The organism is Variovorax paradoxus (assembly GCF_029919115.1).
In the GTDB taxonomy this organism is placed as follows: domain Bacteria; phylum Pseudomonadota; class Gammaproteobacteria; order Burkholderiales; family Burkholderiaceae_C; genus Variovorax; species Variovorax paradoxus_O.
The window spans coordinates 3,209,331-3,231,180 of sequence record NZ_CP123990.1 but is presented as its reverse complement, the minus strand read 5'-3'; the positions used below and the strand labels follow the sequence as shown (position 1 = coordinate 3,231,180).

Below are 21,850 nucleotides of genomic sequence, written 5' to 3'. Positions count from 1 at the left end.
CACCATGTGTTCATTGTTTTGCAAGCGCTCATGTCAGCTCCCCACCGTGAGACGCCAGTTGCCGATCAGGTTGAACGGCGCCCAGAAGAAGGGATGGGACATCTTTGGGTCTTTCAGCACTGCCAGCTGCCCCGCCTGCATCGCCTTCTGCAGATCACGCCCCTTGGCGAGCTCGCCGTAGAGCGTGCCCATGAGCACGGCGGTTGCGTCGTCGGAAACGGGCCACAGCGATGCGATCAGGCTCGAGCTTCCGGCGGAGAGAAAGGAGCGCGTGAAGCCCAGCACCTCGTCGCCCTGCGCAATGCGGCCCAGGCCCGACTCACAGGCCGAGAGCGTGACAAGCGCCGTGCCGTCCATCGGCAACGCGAGAATTTCGTGTGCTTCCAGGAAGTTTTGCTTGCCGCCTTCGTTGGCCAGCAGGATGCGCGAGTACAGCGGGTCGACCGCATCGGCCTCTGCGTGGGCTGCAACGTGCATCAGCGGCGAGCGTGCGGCCACGTCGCGGAACTGCGTCTTGGTGGCTGCCGCGCCCATGTACACCGTGTTGCGCGGAAAGAGCTGCGCCAGCTGCTTCACTTCGACTTCGGCGCCGGGCAGGTCGTACTTGTCTTCGATTCGCGGATTGCCGAAAGCCGTGAGCGATGCGCTCACGCGCGGCGTGCGTTGCGCGAGCTGCACCGCAATGCTGATCGAAGGCGCCACCGCCACGGGGTGCGACTCGATCACGTAGCGGCCATTGAGCCGCAACGCCTGGAAGGGCAGGTAATGCAGCGGACCATGGGGCACGACGACCAGCCGCTGGCCGTCCGCCAAGCCCAGTGGGCCGAGCAGCGCGGCCCCCAGCTTGTCGGCGTTGGCAATGGCCGCGCGTCGGCCGCGCACGATGGAGTTGCGGAACACCTCCACCAGTTCGGTGAGCTCTTCGCGGCGCACCGCCACGGTCTTGGCCTCGATGCCGGCGGGGCCGACGACCCACACCAGCAGGCGGTCGGGCAACGCATGGAACTGCACCACGCGCTCATCGGGCGCCAGCGTGCCTTGCAGCGTGGCCAGGTCGACCGTGTGCGCTGCGCGTTCGTTGATTTTTGCGCGGCCGCGCACTGCATCGAGCAGCGCACGCGAACGGCTGCGCTCGCTCACTTCGAAGGCCTGGCGCGCATCGCCTGCGTCGCTGTAGATGGACACGCCACGCTCGAACACCGATTGCAGGTCCGAGAAGAGGCCCATCTTGAATTCTTCGCTGCGGAACCTGGCGCGCACCTGGTCGACGCTGCCGAGCGCACGGGCCACGGCTTCGGCCGCGGCGTCTTTCTGGCCCAGCGCCAGTTCGCTGCGCGCCACGCCGTCCCAGGCCCAGAGGCGGTAGTACTCGGTGTCGGTGCCCACCTGCCGCGTGGTGAGTGCGCGGTACAGGTCGCGCGCCTCGGCGGGCTTGTTCTCGGCCAGCAGCAGCCGGGCGCGGGTGCGGTCGAGCTGTGCCGTGAGCGGCGCGTCCCTGGGTGCGGGCATGCCGCCGAGCACAGAGCGCGCCCTTGCGGCATCGCCCGCCTCGATGAGCGCATTGACGAGCGACGCCTGCACCAGCGGGGCATAGCGCGCCGAGCTGTTGGCCAGCGCCTCGTCGTAGCTGATGACGGCGCCGGCGTAGTCGCCGCGGCGGGTGCGCACGTCGCCGATCACTTTTTGCACCGGGCCGACCACCAGCTTGGGGTCGCGCGCCGGGTGCTTGAGCGCCTCGCGTGCAAATTCCTCGGCCTTCTCGAGCTGGCCCGAATAGCTGTAGACGATGGCCAGGTCCCTGTTGGCCATGGCCATCAGGTTGGGGTCGCGCGTGGCATTGGCCAGGTGCAGCGCCTTGCTGGCGGCGCGCACGCTTTGCCTGAACTCGCCGGCCTCGGCCAAGGCAACCGCCTGGCTGCAGTATTGGTAGCCGGAGAGCTTGACCGCGTCTTGCCCGTAGAGCACCGCGCCCTCGCTGGTCAATGCCAGCAAGGTGTCGGTGTCGGCAAGCCGGGCCTGCTCGGCCTTGCTGGCCGCCGCCTCGGCGTTGGGCGCCTGCTGCTGCGCCAATGCCACCGGCCCGTGCGCCAGCAAGAGAATGCCAGCCAGCCCGAGAGCACCCGCGACGCCTGCACGACGTGCCGAGCGCTCCCATCTCGTTCTCGAAAACCACGTCATTGGACCCCCGCGCGCGGCCCGTGTGCCCGCGGTTGCGGGGGTCGACGCCGCGGAAGTGCGCGCCGTTCAGGCCTCGTGGGGAAAGTCTAGGAGCGCCCTCCCGCGGCGGCTATTCGCAAGAAGGCCTAGCGCAAACGGACTACTTGAGTGCCTGCCTGCTTCAGGCCGGAACCGACTCGATGTCGGCCCGGTCCCAGTGGCGATGCCTGGCAATGGCCGCGACGAAGTCCTGCGCAATCTGCGTGGCCGCGGTGTTGTCACCCAGGTTGGTGACAGGCGTGGCCGCCACCACGACCCCCGGAGGCAAGTCGCCGGGTTGCGCGTCGGCGGCAATGCCGAGCTTCGACAGCAGCTGTACGCCCTCGCCCACCGTGCAGATCGCCTTGCAGTGCTTGTACGCCTCGAGCACGAAGTGCACGGCATCTCCGGTGGCCGCAAGGGCTGCCGCGCCCACGCTGCCGCCGGGCACCAGCACGGCGTCGAACATGACCGACGGTGCGTTGCTGAAGGTCATGTCGACATCGATCTGCCGCTTCGATGCGCTGGCAATGGTGCCCAGGCGCGGGCCGACCACCTTGCAGCGCGCGCCGGCCTGCTCGAGCGCATCGCGAACCGGCTTGAGCGAGGCGGAGTCGATGCCGTCCGCCACCAGGATGGCGATCTTGCGCGTGCGGATCGTGCCGTCGCCGGTATCGGCCATGCTGAGCGCTGGAGACTCGGAGATGGGCAGCGTCATGCGGTGTTCGCGGTAGCCCGCGCGGCCTGCAGCGGCCTTGGCATCGGGCGCGCCGATACCGAGCGGCTCCGCCACGCGGCGCGCGAGCTTCTCGTCCACGTGCGCCAGGTTGTCGACCATGCGCTGGCGAATGGCCGGAACATCGACCTTCGAGAGCTCGAAGCGGAAGCCCGCGACGATGTGCTCTTTCTCGGCCGCGCTCTGGCTGTTGAAGAACAGGCGCGCCTGCGTGAAGTGGTCGTCGAAGGTCGGGCTGCGCCGGCGCACCTTGGGCGATTCCATCTCTTCGGGGTAAGACTGGAAGCCGACGCTGCCGCCGTCGACACGGAACTCCTTGCCGTCGCCCAGCGAGTTGGGCTCATAGGCCACCTGGCCGCGCGCGATGGCCTGGCGGTGCATGCCGTCGCGCTGGAAGTTGTGGAACGGGCACACGCTCTTGTTGATGGGCAACTCGTGGAAGTTGGCACCGCCCAGCCGCGAGATCTGCGTGTCGGTATACGAGAACAGGCGCCCCTGCAGCAGCGGGTCGTTGCTGAAGTCGATGCCGGGCACCACGTGTCCTGGGTGGAACGCTACCTGCTCGGTTTCGGCAAAGAAGTTGTCGGGGTTGCGGTTGAGCACCAGCCGGCCGATGCGCTGCACCGGCACCATCTCTTCGGGAATGAGCTTGGTCGGGTCGAGCAGGTCGAAGCCGAGCGACTGCGCCTTGTCTGGCGCAATGAGCTGCACGCCGAGCTCCCATTCGGGGAAGTCGCCGTTTTCGATGGCTTCCCACAGGTCGCGCCGGTGAAAGTCGGGGTCCTTGCCGGCGATCTTCTGCGCCTCGTCCCACGCCAGGCCATGGATGCCGAGCTTGGGCTTCCAGTGGAACTTGACGAAGTGGCTCTCGCCGCGGTGGTTGACGAAGCGGAAGGTGTGAACGCCGAAACCTTCCATCATTCGGTAGCTGCGCGGAATGGCACGGTCCGACATGGCCCACATCAGCATGTGGGTGCTCTCGGGCATGAGCGAGGCAAAGTCCCAGAAGGTGTCGTGCGCGCTCGCGGCCTGCGGCATCGCGTGGTGCGGCTCGGGCTTGACGGCGTGGACGAGGTCGGGAAACTTCATCGCGTCCTGGATGAAGAACACCGGGATGTTGTTGCCCACGAGGTCGTAGTTGCCTTCTCGGGTGTAGAACTTGACCGCGAAGCCGCGCACGTCGCGCACCGTATCGGCCGATCCGCGTTCGCCGGCCACCGTCGAGAAGCGCACGAAAACGGGCGTCTTCGCATCGGGGTCCTGCAGGAAGTCGGCCGAGGTGAACTGCGACATCGACTTGTAGACCTGGAAGAAACCGTGCGCCGCCGAGCCGCGGGCGTGCACCGCGCGCTCGGGAATGCGCTCGTGGTCGAAGTGCGTGATCTTCTCGCGCAGGATGAAGTCTTCGAGCAGCGTGGGCCCGCGCAGTCCTGCCTTGAGCGAGTTGTGGTTGTCGGGAATCTGAAGACCCTGGTTGGTCGTCAGATTGGGCGCATGATCGGTCGCGAAGCCTTCGAGTTGCTGCTGCTTGGCGTTGGTGCCGTCCGTGGCCTTCGATCGGCGTCCGGCGGCGGCCTTGTTCTGTGGCGTCATCGAGGATCTTTCATGGGGGGGTCAACTTCGTTATCGAGAAAAAGGTCCAGCACGTTCACCAACGCGATCAGGCAGATGAAACCCGCCACTGCGGCCACCACCCAGAACAGGATTTCATCCCCCCAAGTACCGGTGAGTGAATCGAACAACGCAGAGATATCCATGATTCGCTCCAGCAGAACAGATTGAACAAGACGTGATGCTTGCGCTGCAGCCGGTAAGGGCAATGAGAGCCGATTTGAAGGCGTTGCGAGCGATTCGAAAGGTTATGTTTGCCGCAGTCTGTTACCCGTAGTGACGCCTCGCCCTCGCTTGTGGGAGAGGTGATGCGCACAAGGTAGGAACGCGCCGACAGCACCGGGCTGGCACCTACGCGGCTTTGCGCCTCTGCCCGCATGCTGCGGCGCGGGGGTGCCGATAGCATCAACAAAGGAGGCACGAAGCCTGCTTGCGCACTTGGACAGAACACATACTCGGCCCACAGGGAAGAACGACATGCAGATAGAGATCGGTTTCGACATTGAACTCGCCGTTACGGCACCCACGGCGCTGATCTACATGCTGCAAGTGCATCCGTCGCGCGCGGCGGACCTGCAGGACGGCGAGCACATCACCATCAGCCCGCCGCTGCATACCGACTACTACATGGACGCCTTCGACAACCACTGCGCGCGGGTGCGGATTCCAGCGGGGGTTGAAAGCGTGCGGCTGCGCAACCATGCCGTGGTGTTCGATCCCGGCTGGACCGACCCGGTGGACTACAGCGCCGTGGAGCACGCAGCCGCCGACCTCCCGGTATCGACGCTGCCCTTTCTGCTGCCGAGCCGCTACTGCGAAGTCGACAGCGAGCTGCTGCAGTTTGCGTGGAACAACTTCTCCCGCGTGACGCCGGGCTGGCATCGGGTGCAGGCCATCTGCGACTTCGTGCACGCACACCTGCGCTTCGACTACCAGACAGCGCGGGCCACGCGCACGGCGCTCGAGGGCTTTCGCGAGCGCACGGGCGTTTGCAGGGACTTTGCGCACCTGGCCATCACGCTGTGCCGCTGCATGAACATTCCGGCGCGCTACGCCACCGGCTACCTGGGCGACATCGGCATTCCGCCCGTGCCGTACCCCATGGACTTCAGCGCCTGGTTCGAGGTGTACCTGGGCGACCGCTGGTACACCTTCGATGCGCGGCACAACGTGCCCCGCATCGGCCGCATCGTGATTGCACGCGGGCGCGATGCGGCCGACGTGCCGATCACCATGGTGTTCGGCGCCAACTCATTGCAGCGCTTCGAAGTGACGACCAACGAAGTGCTGCAATAGGCGGGCGGTCCGGCAAGGCGCGCCGGCTTCGCTTCACTGGGGCATGTAGCCCATCGTTTGCATGGCGGCGCGAAGGCCCGTGCGGCTGCCCTCCATGGCGTCCCACGGCGTGTTTCCCACGGCAAGGCGATCGGCAATGTTGGCCACCGTCCAGTGGGCGGCGCTGTCCAGATCGGGCAGTTCTTCCCACGCCAGCGGCACCGACACGCCCATGCCCGGCCGCGCACGTGCCGACCAGGCACTGGCCGTGGTTGCGCCGAAGCCGTTGCGCAGATAGTCCGCAAAGATCTTGCCGACGCGGTTGCGCGGACCGCTCTTGGCCACGAAGCGGTCCGGAACAATGCGCGCCAGGTGCTCGACGATGGCCCGCGAAAAGCCCCGCACCTCGTCCCAGCCAAGCTCGCGCTTGAGCGGCACCACCACGTGCAGCCCCTTGCCGCCGCTGGTCTTCAGGAACGAGGGCAGGCCGAGTTCGTCGAGCAGCACATGCACCAGCAGCGCCGCCTCCTGGATCTGCTGCCAGTCGACGCCCTCGCCGGGGTCGAGGTCGAAGGTCATGCGGTCGGGCTTGCCGATGGCACGCGAAGTCGCGTTCCAGGTGTGCAGCTCGATGGTGTTGTATTGCGCCGCGCCGATCAGCGCCCGGGCGGTGTCGATCTGCAGCAGCGGGTCGTGCCCCGGGTCGAGCGCGGGGTCGAGCAGCTTGATGCCCGCGATGTCGCTGTGCTGCGCATGCTTCTGGAAGAACAGCTCCCCGCCCACGCCCTCGGGTGCACGCACCAGCGCCACCGGGCGGCCCTTCAGGTGCGGCAGGATCAGCGGCGCCACGGTGGCGTAGTAGGCCGCGAGGTCGCCTTTGGTGACGCCGCTGGCGGCGTCGATCAGGCGTTCCGCATGGGTGATGCGCGGTGCCTGGGCCTCCATTCCGCCGCTCTCCCGGCCGTTCATGCTGCGCGGCGCCGGGCGGGGGCGGTCTTGGCGGCACTGCGCTTGCCGGCGGCACTGCCGCTGGTGCTTTTTGCAGCGGTCTTGGCGTGGGCCTTGGTCTTCGGCTTGGCCTTGGCGGTGGTCCTGCTCTTCGCGGACGGCTTGGCAGGCTCTTCTTCGTCGTCGTCGTCTTCGCCCGCGTCGGCGGCCTTGGTGGACGCCTTGGCACCGCCGCCCTTGCGCAGGCTGCGCTGCAGCAGCTCGGTCAGGTCGATGATCTTTGCGCCGCGGCCTTCCACTGCCTGTCCCTCTTCGGGCTCGGGTTGCGTCACCGTCTCGGTCTGGCCCGCGGCCACCTTGCGGTCGACCAGCCGCAGGATCTCGTCCTTGAACTCGTCCTTGTATTCGTCGGGGTCCCAGTCGGCGCTCATGTCCTCGACCAGCTGCTCGGCCATCTTGATCTCGCGTTCGTTCAGACCGGCCTTCTTCGCGTCTTCCGAAGGCAGCGGCAGCTCGGTCCACGGCCGGATGTCGGTGCCCCAGCGCAGCAGGTTCAGCACCAGCCCCGGGCCCACGGGCACCAGTGCGGCCAGGTGCTGCTTGGTCTGGATCACCACCCGCGCCACGCCGATGCGGCCGCTGCGCTGCAGCGTTTCGCGCAGCAGCGCATACACCTTGGCGCCGCGGTTGATGGGGGCCACGTAATACGGGCGCTCGAGGTAGAGAAACGGAATGCCGTTGGCTGGCACGAAGGTCTCGATCTCGATAGTTTGCGTGGTCTTGGGGTACGCGTCGGCAATTTCCTTGTCGCTCAGCACCACGTATTCGCCGTCTTCGTATTCAATGCCCTTGACGATGTTCTCGCGCGCAATCTCCTTGCCGGTCTTCTTGTTGATGCGCTTGTAGCCCACGGGGTCCATCGTGCGCTTGTCGAGCCAGTCGAAGTCGATGCTCTGGCTGGTGGTGGCCGAGTACAGCGCCACCGGGATGTGGACGAGGCCGAAGCTGATCGCGCCTTTCCACAGGACGCGCGGCGCGGGTACTTTTTTCGAGACTGCCATGGACACACTCCTTCAGGCTCGAGACTTTGCGCCAAGGGCGGCCCGCCGGTGTAGGAGTGCTGCGGCGCCTGCCGTAGGGATCGTAGGCATTTCTCCCTCCCCTTCCGGGGGAGGGCCGGGGTCGGGCAAGCGGCGTGTGTATTTGGGCGCTCTGCCCGCCCCCATTCCAGCCTTCCCCCAGAGGGGGAAGGAGCAGATGCTTCAGGCCACAGAATCGAGCACGCGCTCGCTCGGCCGCGCAAAGTAGAACCACTCGGCGCCCGGCAGCGCCAGCGCGTTCGGAAAGACTATGAATCCATCGTCCGGCGCGCTCACCAGCGTGCCGTCGTGGCGCATGCCGACGGGCTCGCCGCGCTGCACCGCGTCGAAGGTGGCCCAGTCGCGCACAAAGCTGTCTTCTTCATGAAGCCGGTCGGTCACGCTTGCCAGCCGCAGCAGCTGGGGCGGGCTGGGCGGCGCGGCTGGCATGCCTTGCGGCAGCTCCGCCATGCCGAGCAGCGCCAGCGCGCGGCGAATGGCGCGCCACGCCACCTCGGGGGCCTGCGGATCCCGGTGCTGGCCGCATTCGAGCGTGACGCCGTAACCGCCGCAATTGCGGATGTATTCGTTGGTGCCGCGGCCGAAGTCGATCACGTCATCGCCTACTGCAACTCCGGCGGAACGCTGTGCCAGCCCGGCGGCATAGATGTCGAGCCAGCCCTCCACCACGACGGGAGTTCCCAGGTGCAATGCGAGCAGCCCCTCTTCGGCGGCTCGGGCAAACGGCTCCAGCTGGCCGGCGTTGTCGCGCGGGCCGATCATCGCGAACGCCTCCCCCTCACTCTGGAATGAGTGCAGGTCGAGCAGCACGTCGTGCCGCTCGATGAGCGGGCACAGCACATTGGTCACCCGGCCTTCGTAGTCGGCCGGCGCCTCGCTGGGCTTGAACAGGCGATTGAGGTTGCGCTCGCCCTCGCGCTGCAGGCGCCGCCGCGCGAGCGGATTGGCCACGGGCAGCAAGGTGAGCTGGCCGCGCAGCAACCGGAGAGCGCCGCTGTCGAGTTCGGCCAGCACGCGCTCGATGCCCACGGTGCCGCAGGTTTCGTCGCCATGCACCCCGCCCATCACCAGCAACCGTGGGCCGGGGTTCAGCGAAGCGAAGGTGTGGATGCGCAGGCTGTCGGTTGCGGCGCCGGCAAAAGGATCATCGGAAGACATCCGGCCGATTATTGCGGAGGGGTTCCCCTGTGCGCAAAGACGCTACTGGTTTCATAGCGGCGCGGCACGCCTACAGGGCCCGCCTCGCCTGTCCTACCGGCGCCGCCGGTCCGGCGATGCACGCTCGACTCATCAGACCGATACCGAGAGGAACACGCCATGAGCAGCAGCAAGCCCCGTTCGAAAGACCCCGGCACACCGGACGACCCGGTGCGGGACGCCGGCGGCGGCAACACAAAGGTCGAGCAAGGGGGAGATTCGGCGCCGCGCCTGCCGCATGAGCGCGACCAGTCTTCCGACAGCCAGGAGGCGCAGGACGGGCAGCCGAGCGAGGTAGGCCGCAAAGGCCATGACGACATCGAACGCGGCGCCGTCGATACCGATCGCGGCCCCGTGACGGACCGCGTCTACAACGACAAGGTCAAGCGCTGAGCCAGGCTTACTTCTGCTTGCCCACGCCCGCGAGCTGGTCGCGCATGGACGAGATCACCGCGCCGTAGTCCTTGGCGTTGAAGATCGCGCTGCCGGCCACGAAGGTGTCGGCGCCCGCGGAGGCCACGCGCGCAATATTGTCGGCCTTGATGCCGCCGTCCACCTCCAGGCGGATGTCGCGGCCGCTTTGCTCGATGCGCTTGCGCGCCAGTTCGATCTTGCGCAGCGCCGAGTCGATGAAGCTCTGGCCGCCGAAACCCGGGTTCACCGACATGATCAGGATCAGGTCGATGTCGTCGATGGCCCAATCCAGCGCCTCCAGCCCCAGGCCCGGGTTGAACACCAGCCCGGCCTTGCAGCCCGCGCCCTTGATGGCCTGGATGCTGCGGTTGACGTGAGGCGATGCGTCCGGGTGAAAGCTGATGTAGTCGGCACCCGCTTCCGCAAAAGACGCAGCCAGTGCGTCGACGGGCTGGATCATCAGGTGCACGTCGATTGGCACCGGCTCGCCGTCCGCCGTCTTGGCGTAGGGCTTCAGGGCCTTGCAGATCATGGGGCCGAAGGTGAGGTTCGGCACGTAATGGTTGTCCATCACGTCGAAATGGATCCAGTCGGCACCGGCGGCGATGACCTTGGTCAGCTCGTCGCCAAGATGCGCAAAATCGGCGGAAAGAATGGAGGGGGCGATGCGGAACGGCGTGCTCATGCGCCGATTGTCGCAGCCGCCGCAAAACCCGGAAAGCGGTGCGAAAGAAGGCTCCAGTTACCATCGCGCGCATGTCACACAGCCCTTTCAGCGTCCAGGTCGAGCCCCGATACCTGGCCGACCAGTCCTCCGCCAAGGACAACATCTACACCTTCTCGTACACGATCACCATCACCAACGTGGGCCAGGTTGGTGCGCAGCTGATCGCGCGCCGCTGGCTCATCAACGATGCTTCCGGCCATGCGCAGGAAGTCAAGGGGCTTGGCGTGATCGGCCAGCAGCCGCTGCTGGCGCCGGGCGAATCGTTCCGCTACACCAGCGGCTGCCGCCTGCAGGCCCCGAGCGGCACCATGCACGGCAGCTTCTTCGTGGTGACCGAAGAGGGCGAGCGCTTCGACGTGCCGGTTCCGATGTTCGTGCTGGAGGCCGACATCGGCGGCGCACCCGTCTCGCGCGTGCTGCACTAGTCACGCACTAGTTCACGCACTGCCCAGCAACAGGCGCTCGGGGGCCGGCTGCTCAGAAAACGCCTTTGTCCTGCACGGGCAGGACACCGCCATGCGTTACAAACCCCGCATCGGCGCTTTTCCGGGCGCCGCCCCGTGCCCGCCGCTGGGCCACCTTCATGCGCACACACCTCTCGGGCTTCGCTTTCAACACTCCGCTCGGACTCCTGCCTGGCCTGCAGCCCGCATTCGCGGGTTTGCTCGGGCTTAGCCTGGGCGTGCGCCACGTGACACTGTCGGCCGGCCAAATAGCGGCGGCCACAAGCTTTTTTCTACCTGCATGAATTTGACGAGTTTCATCAACGACCTGCTCGGCTTCTGGTCCGAGTGGCTGCGCCCCTCGGCGGGGCTGCCCACCGTGCTGTGGTCGCTCCTGCTGGCCGCCGCGGCGGCCTCCGGCCACCTGGTGCAGCGCTACCTGGGCCTGCCCAAGGTGGTCGGCTATTCGATCGTGGGCGCGGTGGTCGGCTTTGCCGGCTTCGAGGGCGCCATCTGGCCGTTGCGCGGCATCAGCCTGTTCCTGCTGGAGCTGGGCGCCGCCGTGGTGCTGTTCGAAGCCGGCGGCCGCCTGCCGCTGCGCTGGTTCCGTCACAACCCGATGGTGCTGGGGCAAAGCCTGCTGGAAGCCACGCTCACCTACTTTGGCGTGCTGTGGACGCTGCAGCTGCTGGGCCTGCCCGACCCGGTAGCCAACCCCATCGCGCTGATGGCCATCGTCGCATCGCCGGCGGTGCTGAGCCGCGTGATCATGGACACGCGAGCCTCGGGCCCGGTGACCGAGCGCGCCATGACGCTGGCCACGCTCAACACCTTCTATGCGCTGGCGCTCGGCTATGCGCAGGCCGGCCTCATCGAGCGCGCCCCGCAGACCCTGCTGCAAAAGCTCTATCCGGTGGCGGTGGTGCTCGGCCTTTCTTTCGTGATCGGCGCCATCCTGGCGCTGGCGCTTCGCACGGCGTTGCGGTTCATGAGCCCGACGAGCGAGAGCACCTCGATCCTGCTGCTCGCGCTGATTGCGGCGGGCGCCGCCCTCACGGCGCACGTCGGCGGCTCCGCGCCGCTGGCCGCGCTGATCGGCGGGGTGCTGCTCAAGACGCTCAACCCCAAGCCCTGGGCCTGGCAGCGGCAGTTGGGCACGGCCGCATCGCTGCTCACCATGCTGATGTTCGTGCTGGTGTCCATCGTGGCAGCGCAGGCCGACTGGACCCTGCCCGTTGCCAGCGTGGTGCTGGCGGTGATCGGCGTTCGGCTGTTCGCCAAGATCGCCGGAGTGGCCATTGCCAACCCCGGCAGTGGCGCGAGCTGGAAGCAGGCTTTCTGGGTTGGCTGCGCGATGTCGCCGCTGTCGGCGATCGCGCTGTTGATCGCATCGAACTTCACCACCGCCTCGCCACTGCTCGGCACCATGATCACGCAGGTGGCCCTGCCTTCGATTCTCCTGATGGAGGTGATGGGCGCCGTGCTCGCCACCCTGGCCATTCACGCGGTAGGCGAAAGCTCGGTGCCGTGGGCACCACAGGCTTTCAGCACCACGGAGGACACGCAGCGATGACCGCGTCCATTGGCTTTCCAGACAGCTCCAACGCTCCCCTCGTTTCCAGCACAACGGGCAGCGACGACTTCCGCTCGCCGGCGCTTCCCGCAGACCCGGCAAGCCGCGTGGTCAAGCTGGAGCCCTTCAACCGCTCCGAAGCGCTGTCGCTGGGCGTGGAGCTGGAGCTTCAGCTCGTCAACACGCACGACTACGACCTGGCACCCTATGCCGAGGACATGCTCCGGCTGATGGCGCAAACGCCGCTGCCCGGCAGCGTGGTGCCCGAGATGACCTCGAGCATGATCGAGATCTCGACCGACATCTGCCATTCGGCGCAAGACGTGATCACGCAGCTCTCGCCCATTCGCGAGGCGCTGATCAAGAACGCCGACAAGCTCAACATTGCGGTAGTGGGCGGCGGCACGCATGCGTTCCAGCAATGGCACGAGAGGCGCATCTACGACAAGCCGCGTTTTCGCGAGCTGTCGGAGCTGTACGGCTACCTGAGCAAGCAGTTCACCATCTTCGGCCAGCACGTGCACATCGGCTGCCCCGATGCCGACGCGGCGCTGCTGATGCTGCACCGCATGTCGCGCTACATACCGCACTTCATCGCGCTCTCGGCCTCGTCGCCTTTCGTGCAGGGGCAAGACACGCAGTTCGACTCGGCCCGGCTCAATTCGGTGTTCGCGTTTCCGCTCTCGGGGCGCGCGCCCTTTACCTTGAGCTGGAAAGAATTCGAAGCCTACTTCGAGCGCATGACCCGCACCGGCGTCGTGCGCAGCATGAAAGACTTCTATTGGGACATCCGGCCCAAGCCGGAGTTCGGCACCATCGAGATCCGCGTGTTCGACACGCCGCTCACGGTGGAGCGCGCCGCGGCGCTTGCGGGCTACGTGCAGTCGCTTGCCGCATGGTTCCTGCAAGAGCAGCCCTTCGAGCCGACCGAGGACGACTATCTTGTCTACACCTACAACCGCTTCCAGGCCTGCCGCTTCGGGCTCGACGCGGTCTATGTGGACCCGGCCAGCGGGCAGCACATGCCGCTGCGCGACCACATCCTCATGACCATGACGCAGCTCGAATGGCACAGCGAGGCGCTCAACGCCACGCAGGCGCTCGGCGAGTTGCGCACCAGCGTGGAAGCCAACCGCAACGATGCGCGCTGGCTGCGCGAGAAGCAGGGCAAGGAGCGCCTGCTGGCCGAGGTGGTGCGACAGGCGGCGCTGCGCTTTCGCGGCGCCGCCTGAGCCTGAACCCGCTGCTGCCGGCGGAACCGTTCAGCCGGCCACTGCTTCTTGCGAGAACTGCCTGCGGTACGCCGTGGGCGAAATCTTGAAGGCCGCGACAAAGTGCTTCCGCAGCGACACCGCTGAGCCGAAACCTGCGTCCGTCGCCACGCGCTCGACCGGCTTGCCTGTGGTCTCCAGCAGCCGCTGCGCGAGCGCCAGGCGCTGGTTCTGCAGCCATTGGCCAACCGTGGTGCCGGTGGCTTCGCGAAACCGCCGCGTGAAGGTACGCCGGCTCATCAACGCACGCCGGGCAAGGCTGTCCAGCTCATGCGGGGTGTGCAAATGCCGGCCCAACCATTCGAGCAGCGGCGCAAGGCGGTCGCTTTCCGCGGCGGCGGGCACCGGCCGCTCGATGTACTGGGCCTGCCCGCCCTCGCGGTGCGGCGCAACCACCATGCGCCGCGCGGCGCGGTTTGCCGCCTCGGCGCCGTAGCGCACCCGCAGCAGGTGCAGGCAGCAGTCGATGCCTGCGGCGGTGCCGGCGGAAGTGAGCACGTTGCCGTCGTCGACATACAGCACCTCGGGCTGCAGCGTGACCTTCGGATATTGCCGGGCGAAAACCTCCGCCAGGTTCCAGTGCGTGGTGGCCGGGCGGCCGTCGAGCAGGCCCGCTTCGGCCAGCACGAATGCGCCCAGGCACAGCCCCACCACGACCGCGCCGCGCCGATGCGCCGCCTGCAGCGCGCGGATCAGCGAGGGCGGTGCGGGCCGCCTGTCATCGCGCCACGACGGAACGATCACGATTTGCGCCCTTCGGATGGCCTCCAGGCCGTGCGGCACCGTCAGCGTAAAGCCGGCCGTGGTGCGCAGGGGCCCCGGTTCGACGCCGCACACCAGCAGGCGAAAGCGCGGATCGCCCGCCTCGGTGCGGTCTTCGCCGAAGACCATGCAAGGCACCGACAGGTGAAAGGGGCTGATGCCGTCGAAGGCGACGACGGCGATGGTTTCCGGAGGTTTTCTGGCCATGGCCCGATTTTATCGATGAATGGCTTTCGGGCCACTTTCTCGGACACGCCCGAGAGGGAAGAATCAACCCATCCCAACACAACCATCGCCAGGAGCAACACACCATGAGCAACCCCGCACCGCGCCGCGCCCTCGTCGTGATCGACGTGCAGAACGAGTATTTCGAAGGCGGCGGCCTGCCGATCGAATATCCGCCGGTCGAGCAGTCGCTGCCCAACATTGCCAAGGCAATGGATGCGGCCCACGCCGCGGGCACGCCGGTGGTGGTGGTTCGGCACCACGCACCCAAGGGTGCGCCGGTGTTCCAGGCCGGCACCCACAACGGCGAACTGCATCCTGAGGTTGCCAAGCGCCCGCGCGACCACCTGGTGACCAAGGCCTTTCCCAGTGTTTTCACCGGCACCGACTTTGCCGACTGGCTCGCGCGCCATGAGATCGACACGCTCAGCGTGGCTGGCTACATGACGCAGAACTGCGATGCGTCCACCGTGTTCGAGGCCATGCACCGCGGCCTGAACGTGGAGTTTCTTTCGGATGCCACCGGCGCACTGCCGTACGAGAATGCGGCCGGCAAGGTGAGCGCCGAGGAAATCCACCGCGTGTTCAGCGTCGTGTTCCACAGCAATTTCGCGGCCGTGACGAGCACCGAGGCATGGATTGCCGCCCTGCAGGCCGGAACGCCGATCGAGAAGGACAACGTGGTGATGTCGAACCGCCGCGCGCGGGGGTAAGCGCCGCCCGTGGAGATCAATACAAGTCACGTCGGCTCCTGCGTGCTGATACGCGGACTGTCTCCCATTCCTTTCCGAAGATCGAGAGAAAGCAAAGCATCGGCGGCGACACTAATCGGAATGGACCACGCGGCCAAGGCCGCGTGCGAACGACGCAGCAAAAAACATTCGCTCAACGGAGCGGCTCGCTCACAGGGGTTCTGGACGCCAGTGCGACGCTCACTCACCACGAGGCTGCAAAAAGAAACCCGCCAGGACGAGGTTCGTCGAGGCGGGTCAAAAAGGTAGCCTCACTCAGGGAGGAGGGATTCGTGACTCGTGGCTACCGGCCGAAATCGTAGCCGCCGAGTCACATCGATGACTACTTAATGATTCATCTCCACTGGTTGCGCGTGTGCGATATGTGGCGCTTTTCGGCTCAATCTGCGCACCTTCAGATTCGTTAGCACTTCTGGCGGCATCTCGAACCCAGAATCCGGGCCTGCCGACGTAGACGTCGGCAATTCAACATGCCGCCTGCGCGCTGTGTGTTGTCGCTGTCACCGGATCGATCAGGGAAGAAGAACGAGATGAATAAGCATTTTTTTAGAGTGATATGGAGCGCGGCGCGCGCAATGCGGGTTGTCGTTCACGAGGCGGCGGCCACCACCGGCAAAGGCGCTTCCAAGGCCACCACAGTAGTGGCCGGTTCCGCAGCCTTTGCGCCCATGCTCGTGGGCGCCGCGCTCGCGGGCATGCTGTCAGCCTCGCCCGCTCAAGCCCAGATCGTCGGCGCCCCCACCGTTCCCGGCAACCTGCGGCCCACCGTGATGGTCGCGCCCAACGGCGTGCCGCTCGTCAACATCCAGACGCCCAGCGCCGCCGGTGTTTCGCGCAATGTGTACCAGCAGTTCAACGTGGCCCCCAATGGCGCCGTCCTGAACAACAGCAGAACAAATGTAGGCACGCAGCTCGGCGGCATCGTCCAGGGCAATCCGTATCTCGCGACCGGCCCCGCACGCATCATCGTCAACGAGGTGAACGGCGGCAGCCCCAGCCAGCTGCGCGGCTACATCGAAGTCGCGGGGCAGCGTGCCGAAGTAATCATCGCCAATCCTGCAGGCATCAGCATCAACGGCGGCGGCTTCATCAATGCCAGCCGCACCACGGTGACCACGGGCACGCCGCAATTCAACGCCATCGGCGGCCTCGATAGCTTCCTCGTGCGAGGCGGCACCGTCACCATCGATGGTGCGGGCCTGGATGCCAGCAAGACCGACTACGCGGCCATCCTCGCGCGCGCCGTGCAGGTCAATGCAGCCATCTACGCGACCGACCTCAAGGTGGTCACAGGCGCGAACCAGATCAGCGCCGACCACAGCCAGATCACGCCAACCAGCGGCACCGGAACGGCACCCACCTTCGCCCTGGACGCGGCCGCGCTCGGCGGCATGTACGCCGGCAAGATCACCCTCATCGGCACCGAGGCCGGCCTCGGCGTGCGCAATGCCGGCAGCATCGGCGCGAGCAATGGCAATCTCATCGTGACCGCAGCTGGACGGATCGAGAACACCGGCACCCTCGAAGGCACGCGCCTCGAGCTCGCCAGCGCCGGCGACATCGACAACCGCGGTGGAACGATCCGCCAGACCAGCAGCGTGGGGCTCGCGATCACGGCACCGGTGCTGTCCAACACGAACGGCGGGGTCATCGGCATCGAGCCGGCGCCAGCACCGGGAACCACCGGCACCAGCGGCGGCATGAGCACCGGAACCGGTACAGGCGCGGCCGGCACCGGAACGACGACCACCGGCGCCACTTCCGGCACCAGCGGCACAGCCTCACCCGCACCGGCGCCGTATGTGCCCACATCGCCCGGCACCCTCACCGCGGCAGGCGCCATCCTCAATGACGGCGGCAAGATCTACGCTGGCGGCCCGGTCACACTGAACACCCCGCAGATCAACAATGCGGGCGGCTCGCTGTCGGTGGCCAGCATGGCGGTCACGGGCCCGACCTTCAGCAACGCGGGCGGGACGCTCAACGTCAGCAACAGCTTCAGCGCCAACGTGGGCCAGCTGGACAACACCGGTGGGACGCTGAACGCGGGCAGCCTGAACATTGCGACCACGGGCGATCTGGTCAATGTCGACGGCAAGCTGACCAGTGCGTCCGACGCCACCCTGACCGTGGGCGGCCAGGCCGACAACACGCGCGGAACGATCTCGGCCACAGGCGCACTGACCGCGAACGTGGCGGGCGCGGTGAACAACACCGCCGGCACGCTGGCCTCGAACCAGGGCCTGACCGTCACCGGCCAGTCCCTGAACAACAGCCAGGGCACGATCCAGTCGGCCGGCGGCAATGTCCAGGCCACCATCGGCCAGCAGCTGTTGAACACCGACGGTCACATTGGGAGCGGTGCGAACCTCACCATCCAGACCGGCAGCCTCGAGGGCACCAAGGGATCGCTGCAAAGCACGGGCGACCTGAATGTCACGGCGGCTCAAGGGTTGACCTCCACAGGCACCAACGCCGCCGGCGGCAAGCTGGCGTTGCAGGGCGCCTTTGTCGACCTCTCCGGCAGCCAGACGGGCGCCGCCCACATCGCCGTCACCGCCACCCAGGGCGACGTGACCACCAGCGGGGCCACCGTGGCCACCCCCGGCACCTTGGCCATCACGGCCAATGCGCAGCCCGGCCAGACGCTCGTGAACAGCGCCGGCCAGCTGAACGCCGCCCAACTGCAGATCAGCGTCTCGAACCTCGCCAACACGGACGGCGGCGAGATCGTGCAGACCGGCACGGGCGCAACGACCATCGCCACCGGCGGCACCCTGAACAACGACGGTGGCCGCATCGCCAGCAACGGCCAGGACCTCACGCTGCAAGGCACCAGCATCACCAACGCAGCCGGCAAGATCGAGCATGCCGGCGCCGGCACGCTCGCCGTCGCGGGCGGCAGCTACAGCAGCACCGACGGCCAGATCACGGCCAACGGCGCATTGACGGTCGCCATGTCGGGCGCCTTCAGCCAGGATGGCACCAAGGCCGCGATCAGCGCCAAGCAGATCACCATCGACGCCGGGTCGCTCGGCAACCGCACTGGTGCCCAGATCGTGCAGACCGGCACCGACGCCACGCGCGTCACGGTGGTGGGCGCCGTGGACAACAGCGGCGGGACGCTGGCCAGTAACGGCAACACGACCATCGCGGCCGGCAGCCTGGTCAACCAGGGCGGCACCATTCGGGCTGCCGAGACTTCCGATCTCGGCCTGACCGTGGGCGGCTTGCTCGACAACAGCAACCAGGGCGTGATCGGCGCGGGCGGCAGCACCACCATCGCGGCGGGCAGCCTGAACAACAACGCGGGCAGCGTGACCGCGGTCGGCGACCTGAGCGCCACCATCGGCGGGGCGGCGACCAACGTGGGCGGCACGCTGGCCGCGAACGGCAACACGACGCTGACCGCGGCCAGCCTGGACAACAGCGCAGGAACAACCGCCGCCGTCACCGGCAACCTGAATGTCACGACCACCGGCGCGACGACGAACAACGGCGGCACCCTGCAAGCCGGCGGCGCGACCACGTTGAGCAATGGCGGCCTGACCAACCAGTCGGGCAAGGTCTTCGGCAACAGCCTGTTGGTGGATACGCACGGCAATGCACTGGACAACAGTGCGAAGGGCACGTTGGCAGCAACCACCACCGTCGACGTGAGGTCCGGTGCGCTGAACAACGACACAGGCCTGCTGCAAAGCGGCGCCGCCATGACCATCAATACGAATGGTCAGGTGCTCACCAACACCAACGCGTCCGGCTATACCAATGGCCAAGGCGGCATCACCAGCGGCGATACGCTCGCGCTGACCGTCGGGGCGGTCAACAACAACGCCGGCTTCATCGGCGCGAAGAACGCATTGATCGCCGATACGCAGGCCTTCTCCAACACGGGCAAAGGCCAGGTGCTCGGCCAGTCCACGGTGGCAATCGACACCAACGGCGCAGGCTACGACAACACCGGCGGCGAGACACTGGCGGTGGGAAACCTCGGCATCAACGCGGGAACGCTGACCAATACCAAGGGCCTGATCCGCTCGGCAGCCACGACGACGCTGAACGCCGGCAGCATCGTCAACACCAATACCCTCGGCACCAACCAAGGCATCGAAGGCCGGAACGTGGTCATCGGCGCGGGGAACCTTGACAACACCTCGGGTGCCATCCGCGCCGACGTCAACGCCACCCTCACCAGCGGCGGCACCGTCAACAACACGAATGGATTGATCTCGGCGGGTGACACGCTCAAGATCGTCGATCCCAACACGGCCAACCCCGGCGCCAAGACGCTCAACCTGGTGAACACCGGCGGCACGCTGGTGGCCGACAAGAGCCTGCAGATCGACGCCGCCACCTTCAGCGGCGACGGCAAAGCTGTCGCGGGCCAGGACCTGGGCATCGCGCTCACCCAGGACATCGTGAACAACGGCGAGGTGGCCGCCAATGGCAACCTGAGCTACACCACCACCGGCAACTTCACGAACAACGGCAAGCTGCTGGCGGGCCAGACGCTCACCATCGGCGGCAACAACGTGGACAACACGGCCAATGCGGAGATGTCGGGGACGGACACCGTCGTCAATGTCGCGGGGACATTGACCAACCGCGGCCTGATCGACAGCCAAGGCGCCACGCAGATCGATGCGGGCACGCTGAACAACATCGGCACCGGCCGCATCTACGGCGATGCGATTTCCATTGCCGCGGGCACGCTCAACAACGAAGCCGAGATGGTCAACGGCGTGACCAAGGCCGGCACCATCGCCGCACGCGACACCCTGGACATCGGCGCGGGCACCATCAATAACCGCGAGCACGCGCTGATCTTCAGCGGCGGCCTGGCCGCAGGCTCGATGAACATCGGCGGAGCGCTCGACGCCAATCGCCAAGCCACCGGCCAGGGCGCCGTGCTCAACAACCTGAGTGCGGACATCGAGTCCCTGGGCGACATGTCGATCGCGATGGCGCAGATCAACAACAAGGACACGCACATCAAGCTGGGGCCGCAGACGACGACCCCACTGGCCTATGACACGATCAATATCGAAGGGGTGGGCATCTTCTTGCCCGAGGACGTCATCGCCATCCAGGGGCAGACCTATGTGTGGGCACGCAATCCCGACGGCAGCCAGGGCGCCTTGCTGAACCCGGGTGGCAATGTCTGGGGCACCTGGAAGCACGCGGCCACGGTCACGGCCGACACCGCAGTCGACGCGGCCCCTGCGCGCATCGTCGCGGGTGGCGACATGAACGTGAATGGACACTTGTACAACGAGAACAGCAAGGTACTCGCGGGCGGCACCATCTATGCCAACGACTATGAAGCGGGTCCGCAGCTGACCGGTCAAAGCACCACGCTGGATGTGGCGGCCGTGTATGACCGCTTCGGAGTTTTTCAGGAGACGGTCGTCCTTCCAATGCCGCCGCAGCAGATTCCCCTGGGTGGTTATGAGTACAAGTCCAACCTCAACGCCACGAAGGGCTACAACGCGGGGGCTGCGCCCATCGGCGGCGCAAATGCCAATGCGGGCGCCACCGGCGGCGTCAATGGCGCCGGTGGTGCAGAGGTCATCGTCCAAGTGCCTGCCAATGTCGGCGGGGTTGCACCGACCTCGGGCACCGCGGCAGGCGCGGCCGGCGGGACCGCAGGCGCAGGCGCCCAGACCGTCCCCATGGTCGTGCGCACCAGCCTGCCGAACACGCGCCTGCCCAATGCCAGCCTGTTCGGCATCCACGCCGGGCCCGGCGGCTACCTGATCGAGACCGACCCGCGGTTCGCGAACTACCGCCAGTGGCTCAGCAGCGACTACCTGCTGAACAACCTCGGCCAGGACCCCAACAACATCCTCAAGCGGCTGGGCGACGGCTTCTACGAGCAGAAGCTCATCCGTGAACAGGTCGCGCAGCTCACGGGCTACCGTTACCTCGACGGATTCAACAACGACGACGACCAGTACACTGCGCTGATGAACGCCGGCGTGACCTTCGCCAAGGAATACGGTCTGCGTCCTGGCGTCGGCCTGAGTGCGGCGCAGATGGCGCAGCTGACTAGCGACATCGTGTGGCTGGTCGAGCAGACGGTGACCTTGCCGGATGGGACGACGCAGCAGGTGCTGGTGTCTCAGGTCTATGTCCGCGTGCGGCCGGGCGACATCGATGGATCGGGATCGCTGCTGAGCGCCGATGCGACCGTCATCAAGAGCACGGGCGACCTTGTCAATACCGGCACGATCGCTGGCCGCAGTCTGGTCAAGATCGACGCCGAAAACGTCAACAACCTGGGCGGCCGGATTGTCGGCGGCAGCATCGGCATCAATGCCCGCAACGACCTTAACAACATTGGCGGCAGCATCACGGCACGAGACTCCGCCGTGCTGACGGCCGGGCGTGATATCAACATCCGCACGACCACGCAAAGCGCGAGCGGTGCGGGTGGACTGGTCAGCACCACCACCATCGACCGCGTGGCGGGCGTCTATGTGACGAACCCCGGCGGAACTCTGATCGCGTCAGCCGGACGAGACGTCAACCTGATCGGCGCCGCATTGGTCAGCGGGGGCAGTGCCGCGGTGGGCGCGGGCCCGCGACATCAACATGGGGACTGTGACCGAGTCTAGTGC

General features: G+C 66.6%; 16 protein-coding genes. 8 read left to right on the top strand and 8 right to left on the bottom strand.

Going from position 1 to position 21,850, the window contains the following annotated elements; all coding sequences use genetic code 11:
* Nucleotides 1–33: 33 nt before the first annotated feature.
* The 3 genes from QHG62_RS15620 to QHG62_RS15610 form a co-directional block, all read right to left on the bottom strand.
* Nucleotides 34–2,094, bottom strand: a complete 2,061-nt coding sequence (locus QHG62_RS15620; protein WP_281146542.1) for a CHAT domain-containing protein — start codon at nt 2,092–2,094, stop codon at nt 34–36.
* A 244-nt stretch (nt 2,095–2,338) separates the two neighbouring features.
* Nucleotides 2,339–4,525, bottom strand: coding sequence for a catalase HPII (gene katE / locus QHG62_RS15615; protein ID WP_281146541.1), 2,187 nt, complete (start codon nt 4,523–4,525; stop codon nt 2,339–2,341).
* Nucleotides 4,522–4,689 (bottom strand): hypothetical protein, encoded by a 168-nt coding sequence (locus QHG62_RS15610; RefSeq protein ID WP_281146540.1) that lies wholly within the window; start codon nt 4,687–4,689, stop codon nt 4,522–4,524. Before QHG62_RS15610 ends, katE begins: the two co-directional genes overlap by 4 nt.
* A gap of 331 nt (nt 4,690–5,020) precedes the next feature.
* Here QHG62_RS15610 and QHG62_RS15605 point away from each other — a divergent pair, with 331 nt between their 5' ends.
* The gene (locus tag QHG62_RS15605; protein WP_281146539.1) at nt 5,021–5,839 is read left to right on the top strand and encodes a transglutaminase-like domain-containing protein; all 819 of its coding nucleotides are present in this window, start codon (nt 5,021–5,023) and stop codon (nt 5,837–5,839) included.
* Between the two features lie 33 nt (nt 5,840–5,872).
* Here QHG62_RS15605 and ligD read toward each other — a convergent pair whose 3' ends face one another.
* The 3 genes from ligD to QHG62_RS15590 form a co-directional block, all read right to left on the bottom strand.
* Nucleotides 5,873–6,763: a non-homologous end-joining DNA ligase gene (gene ligD / locus QHG62_RS15600; protein ID WP_432445532.1), complete on the bottom strand. Its 891-nt coding sequence runs from the start codon at nt 6,761–6,763 to the stop codon at nt 5,873–5,875.
* Between the two features lie 20 nt (nt 6,764–6,783).
* Nucleotides 6,784–7,827, bottom strand: coding sequence for a Ku protein (locus QHG62_RS15595; RefSeq protein ID WP_281146538.1), 1,044 nt, complete (start codon nt 7,825–7,827; stop codon nt 6,784–6,786).
* Between the two features lie 201 nt (nt 7,828–8,028).
* A complete protein-coding gene (locus QHG62_RS15590; protein WP_281146537.1) occupies nt 8,029–9,024 on the bottom strand; it encodes a succinylglutamate desuccinylase/aspartoacylase domain-containing protein in 996 nt (331 codons plus the stop codon).
* 159 nt (nt 9,025–9,183) lie between these two features.
* Between QHG62_RS15590 and QHG62_RS15585 the strand changes: the two genes are divergently transcribed.
* The gene (locus QHG62_RS15585; protein WP_258503755.1) at nt 9,184–9,456 is read left to right on the top strand and encodes a hypothetical protein; all 273 of its coding nucleotides are present in this window, start codon (nt 9,184–9,186) and stop codon (nt 9,454–9,456) included.
* Nucleotides 9,457–9,463: 7 nt separating this feature from the next.
* Here QHG62_RS15585 and rpe read toward each other — a convergent pair whose 3' ends face one another.
* Nucleotides 9,464–10,162 (bottom strand): ribulose-phosphate 3-epimerase, encoded by a 699-nt coding sequence (gene rpe, locus QHG62_RS15580; RefSeq protein ID WP_281146536.1) that lies wholly within the window; start codon nt 10,160–10,162, stop codon nt 9,464–9,466.
* 71 nt (nt 10,163–10,233) lie between these two features.
* Between rpe and apaG the strand changes: the two genes are divergently transcribed.
* The 4 genes from apaG (at nt 10,234) to QHG62_RS15560 (ending at nt 13,452) form a co-directional block, all read left to right on the top strand.
* Entirely contained in the window at nt 10,234–10,629 is a 396-nt protein-coding gene (gene apaG, locus QHG62_RS15575; protein WP_281146535.1) for a Co2+/Mg2+ efflux protein ApaG, read from the top strand.
* Between the two features lie 158 nt (nt 10,630–10,787).
* On the top strand, nt 10,788–10,952 hold the full coding sequence (locus tag QHG62_RS27730) for a hypothetical protein (RefSeq protein WP_348638666.1): 165 nt from the start codon (nt 10,788–10,790) through the stop codon (nt 10,950–10,952).
* Nucleotides 10,949–12,220: a cation:proton antiporter gene (locus QHG62_RS15565; RefSeq protein WP_281146534.1), complete on the top strand. Its 1,272-nt coding sequence runs from the start codon at nt 10,949–10,951 to the stop codon at nt 12,218–12,220. The genes QHG62_RS27730 and QHG62_RS15565 overlap by 4 nt, the downstream gene beginning before the upstream one ends.
* Nucleotides 12,217–13,452, top strand: a complete 1,236-nt coding sequence (locus tag QHG62_RS15560; RefSeq protein ID WP_281146533.1) for a YbdK family carboxylate-amine ligase — start codon at nt 12,217–12,219, stop codon at nt 13,450–13,452. The genes QHG62_RS15565 and QHG62_RS15560 overlap by 4 nt, the downstream gene beginning before the upstream one ends.
* A 30-nt stretch (nt 13,453–13,482) precedes the next feature.
* Here QHG62_RS15560 and QHG62_RS15555 read toward each other — a convergent pair whose 3' ends face one another.
* Nucleotides 13,483–14,460, bottom strand: a complete 978-nt coding sequence (locus QHG62_RS15555; RefSeq protein WP_281146532.1) for a GlxA family transcriptional regulator — start codon at nt 14,458–14,460, stop codon at nt 13,483–13,485.
* Nucleotides 14,461–14,564: 104 nt separating this feature from the next.
* Between QHG62_RS15555 and QHG62_RS15550 the strand changes: the two genes are divergently transcribed.
* Nucleotides 14,565–15,191: a cysteine hydrolase family protein gene (locus QHG62_RS15550; RefSeq protein ID WP_281146531.1), complete on the top strand. Its 627-nt coding sequence runs from the start codon at nt 14,565–14,567 to the stop codon at nt 15,189–15,191.
* Nucleotides 15,192–15,805: 614 nt separating this feature from the next.
* Nucleotides 15,806–21,847 carry a filamentous hemagglutinin N-terminal domain-containing protein gene (locus QHG62_RS15545; protein WP_281146530.1) on the top strand — a complete coding sequence of 2,014 codons (6,042 nt, stop codon included), beginning with the start codon at nt 15,806–15,808 and terminating at the stop codon, nt 21,845–21,847.
* The last annotated feature ends 3 nt before the right edge of the window (nt 21,848–21,850 follow it).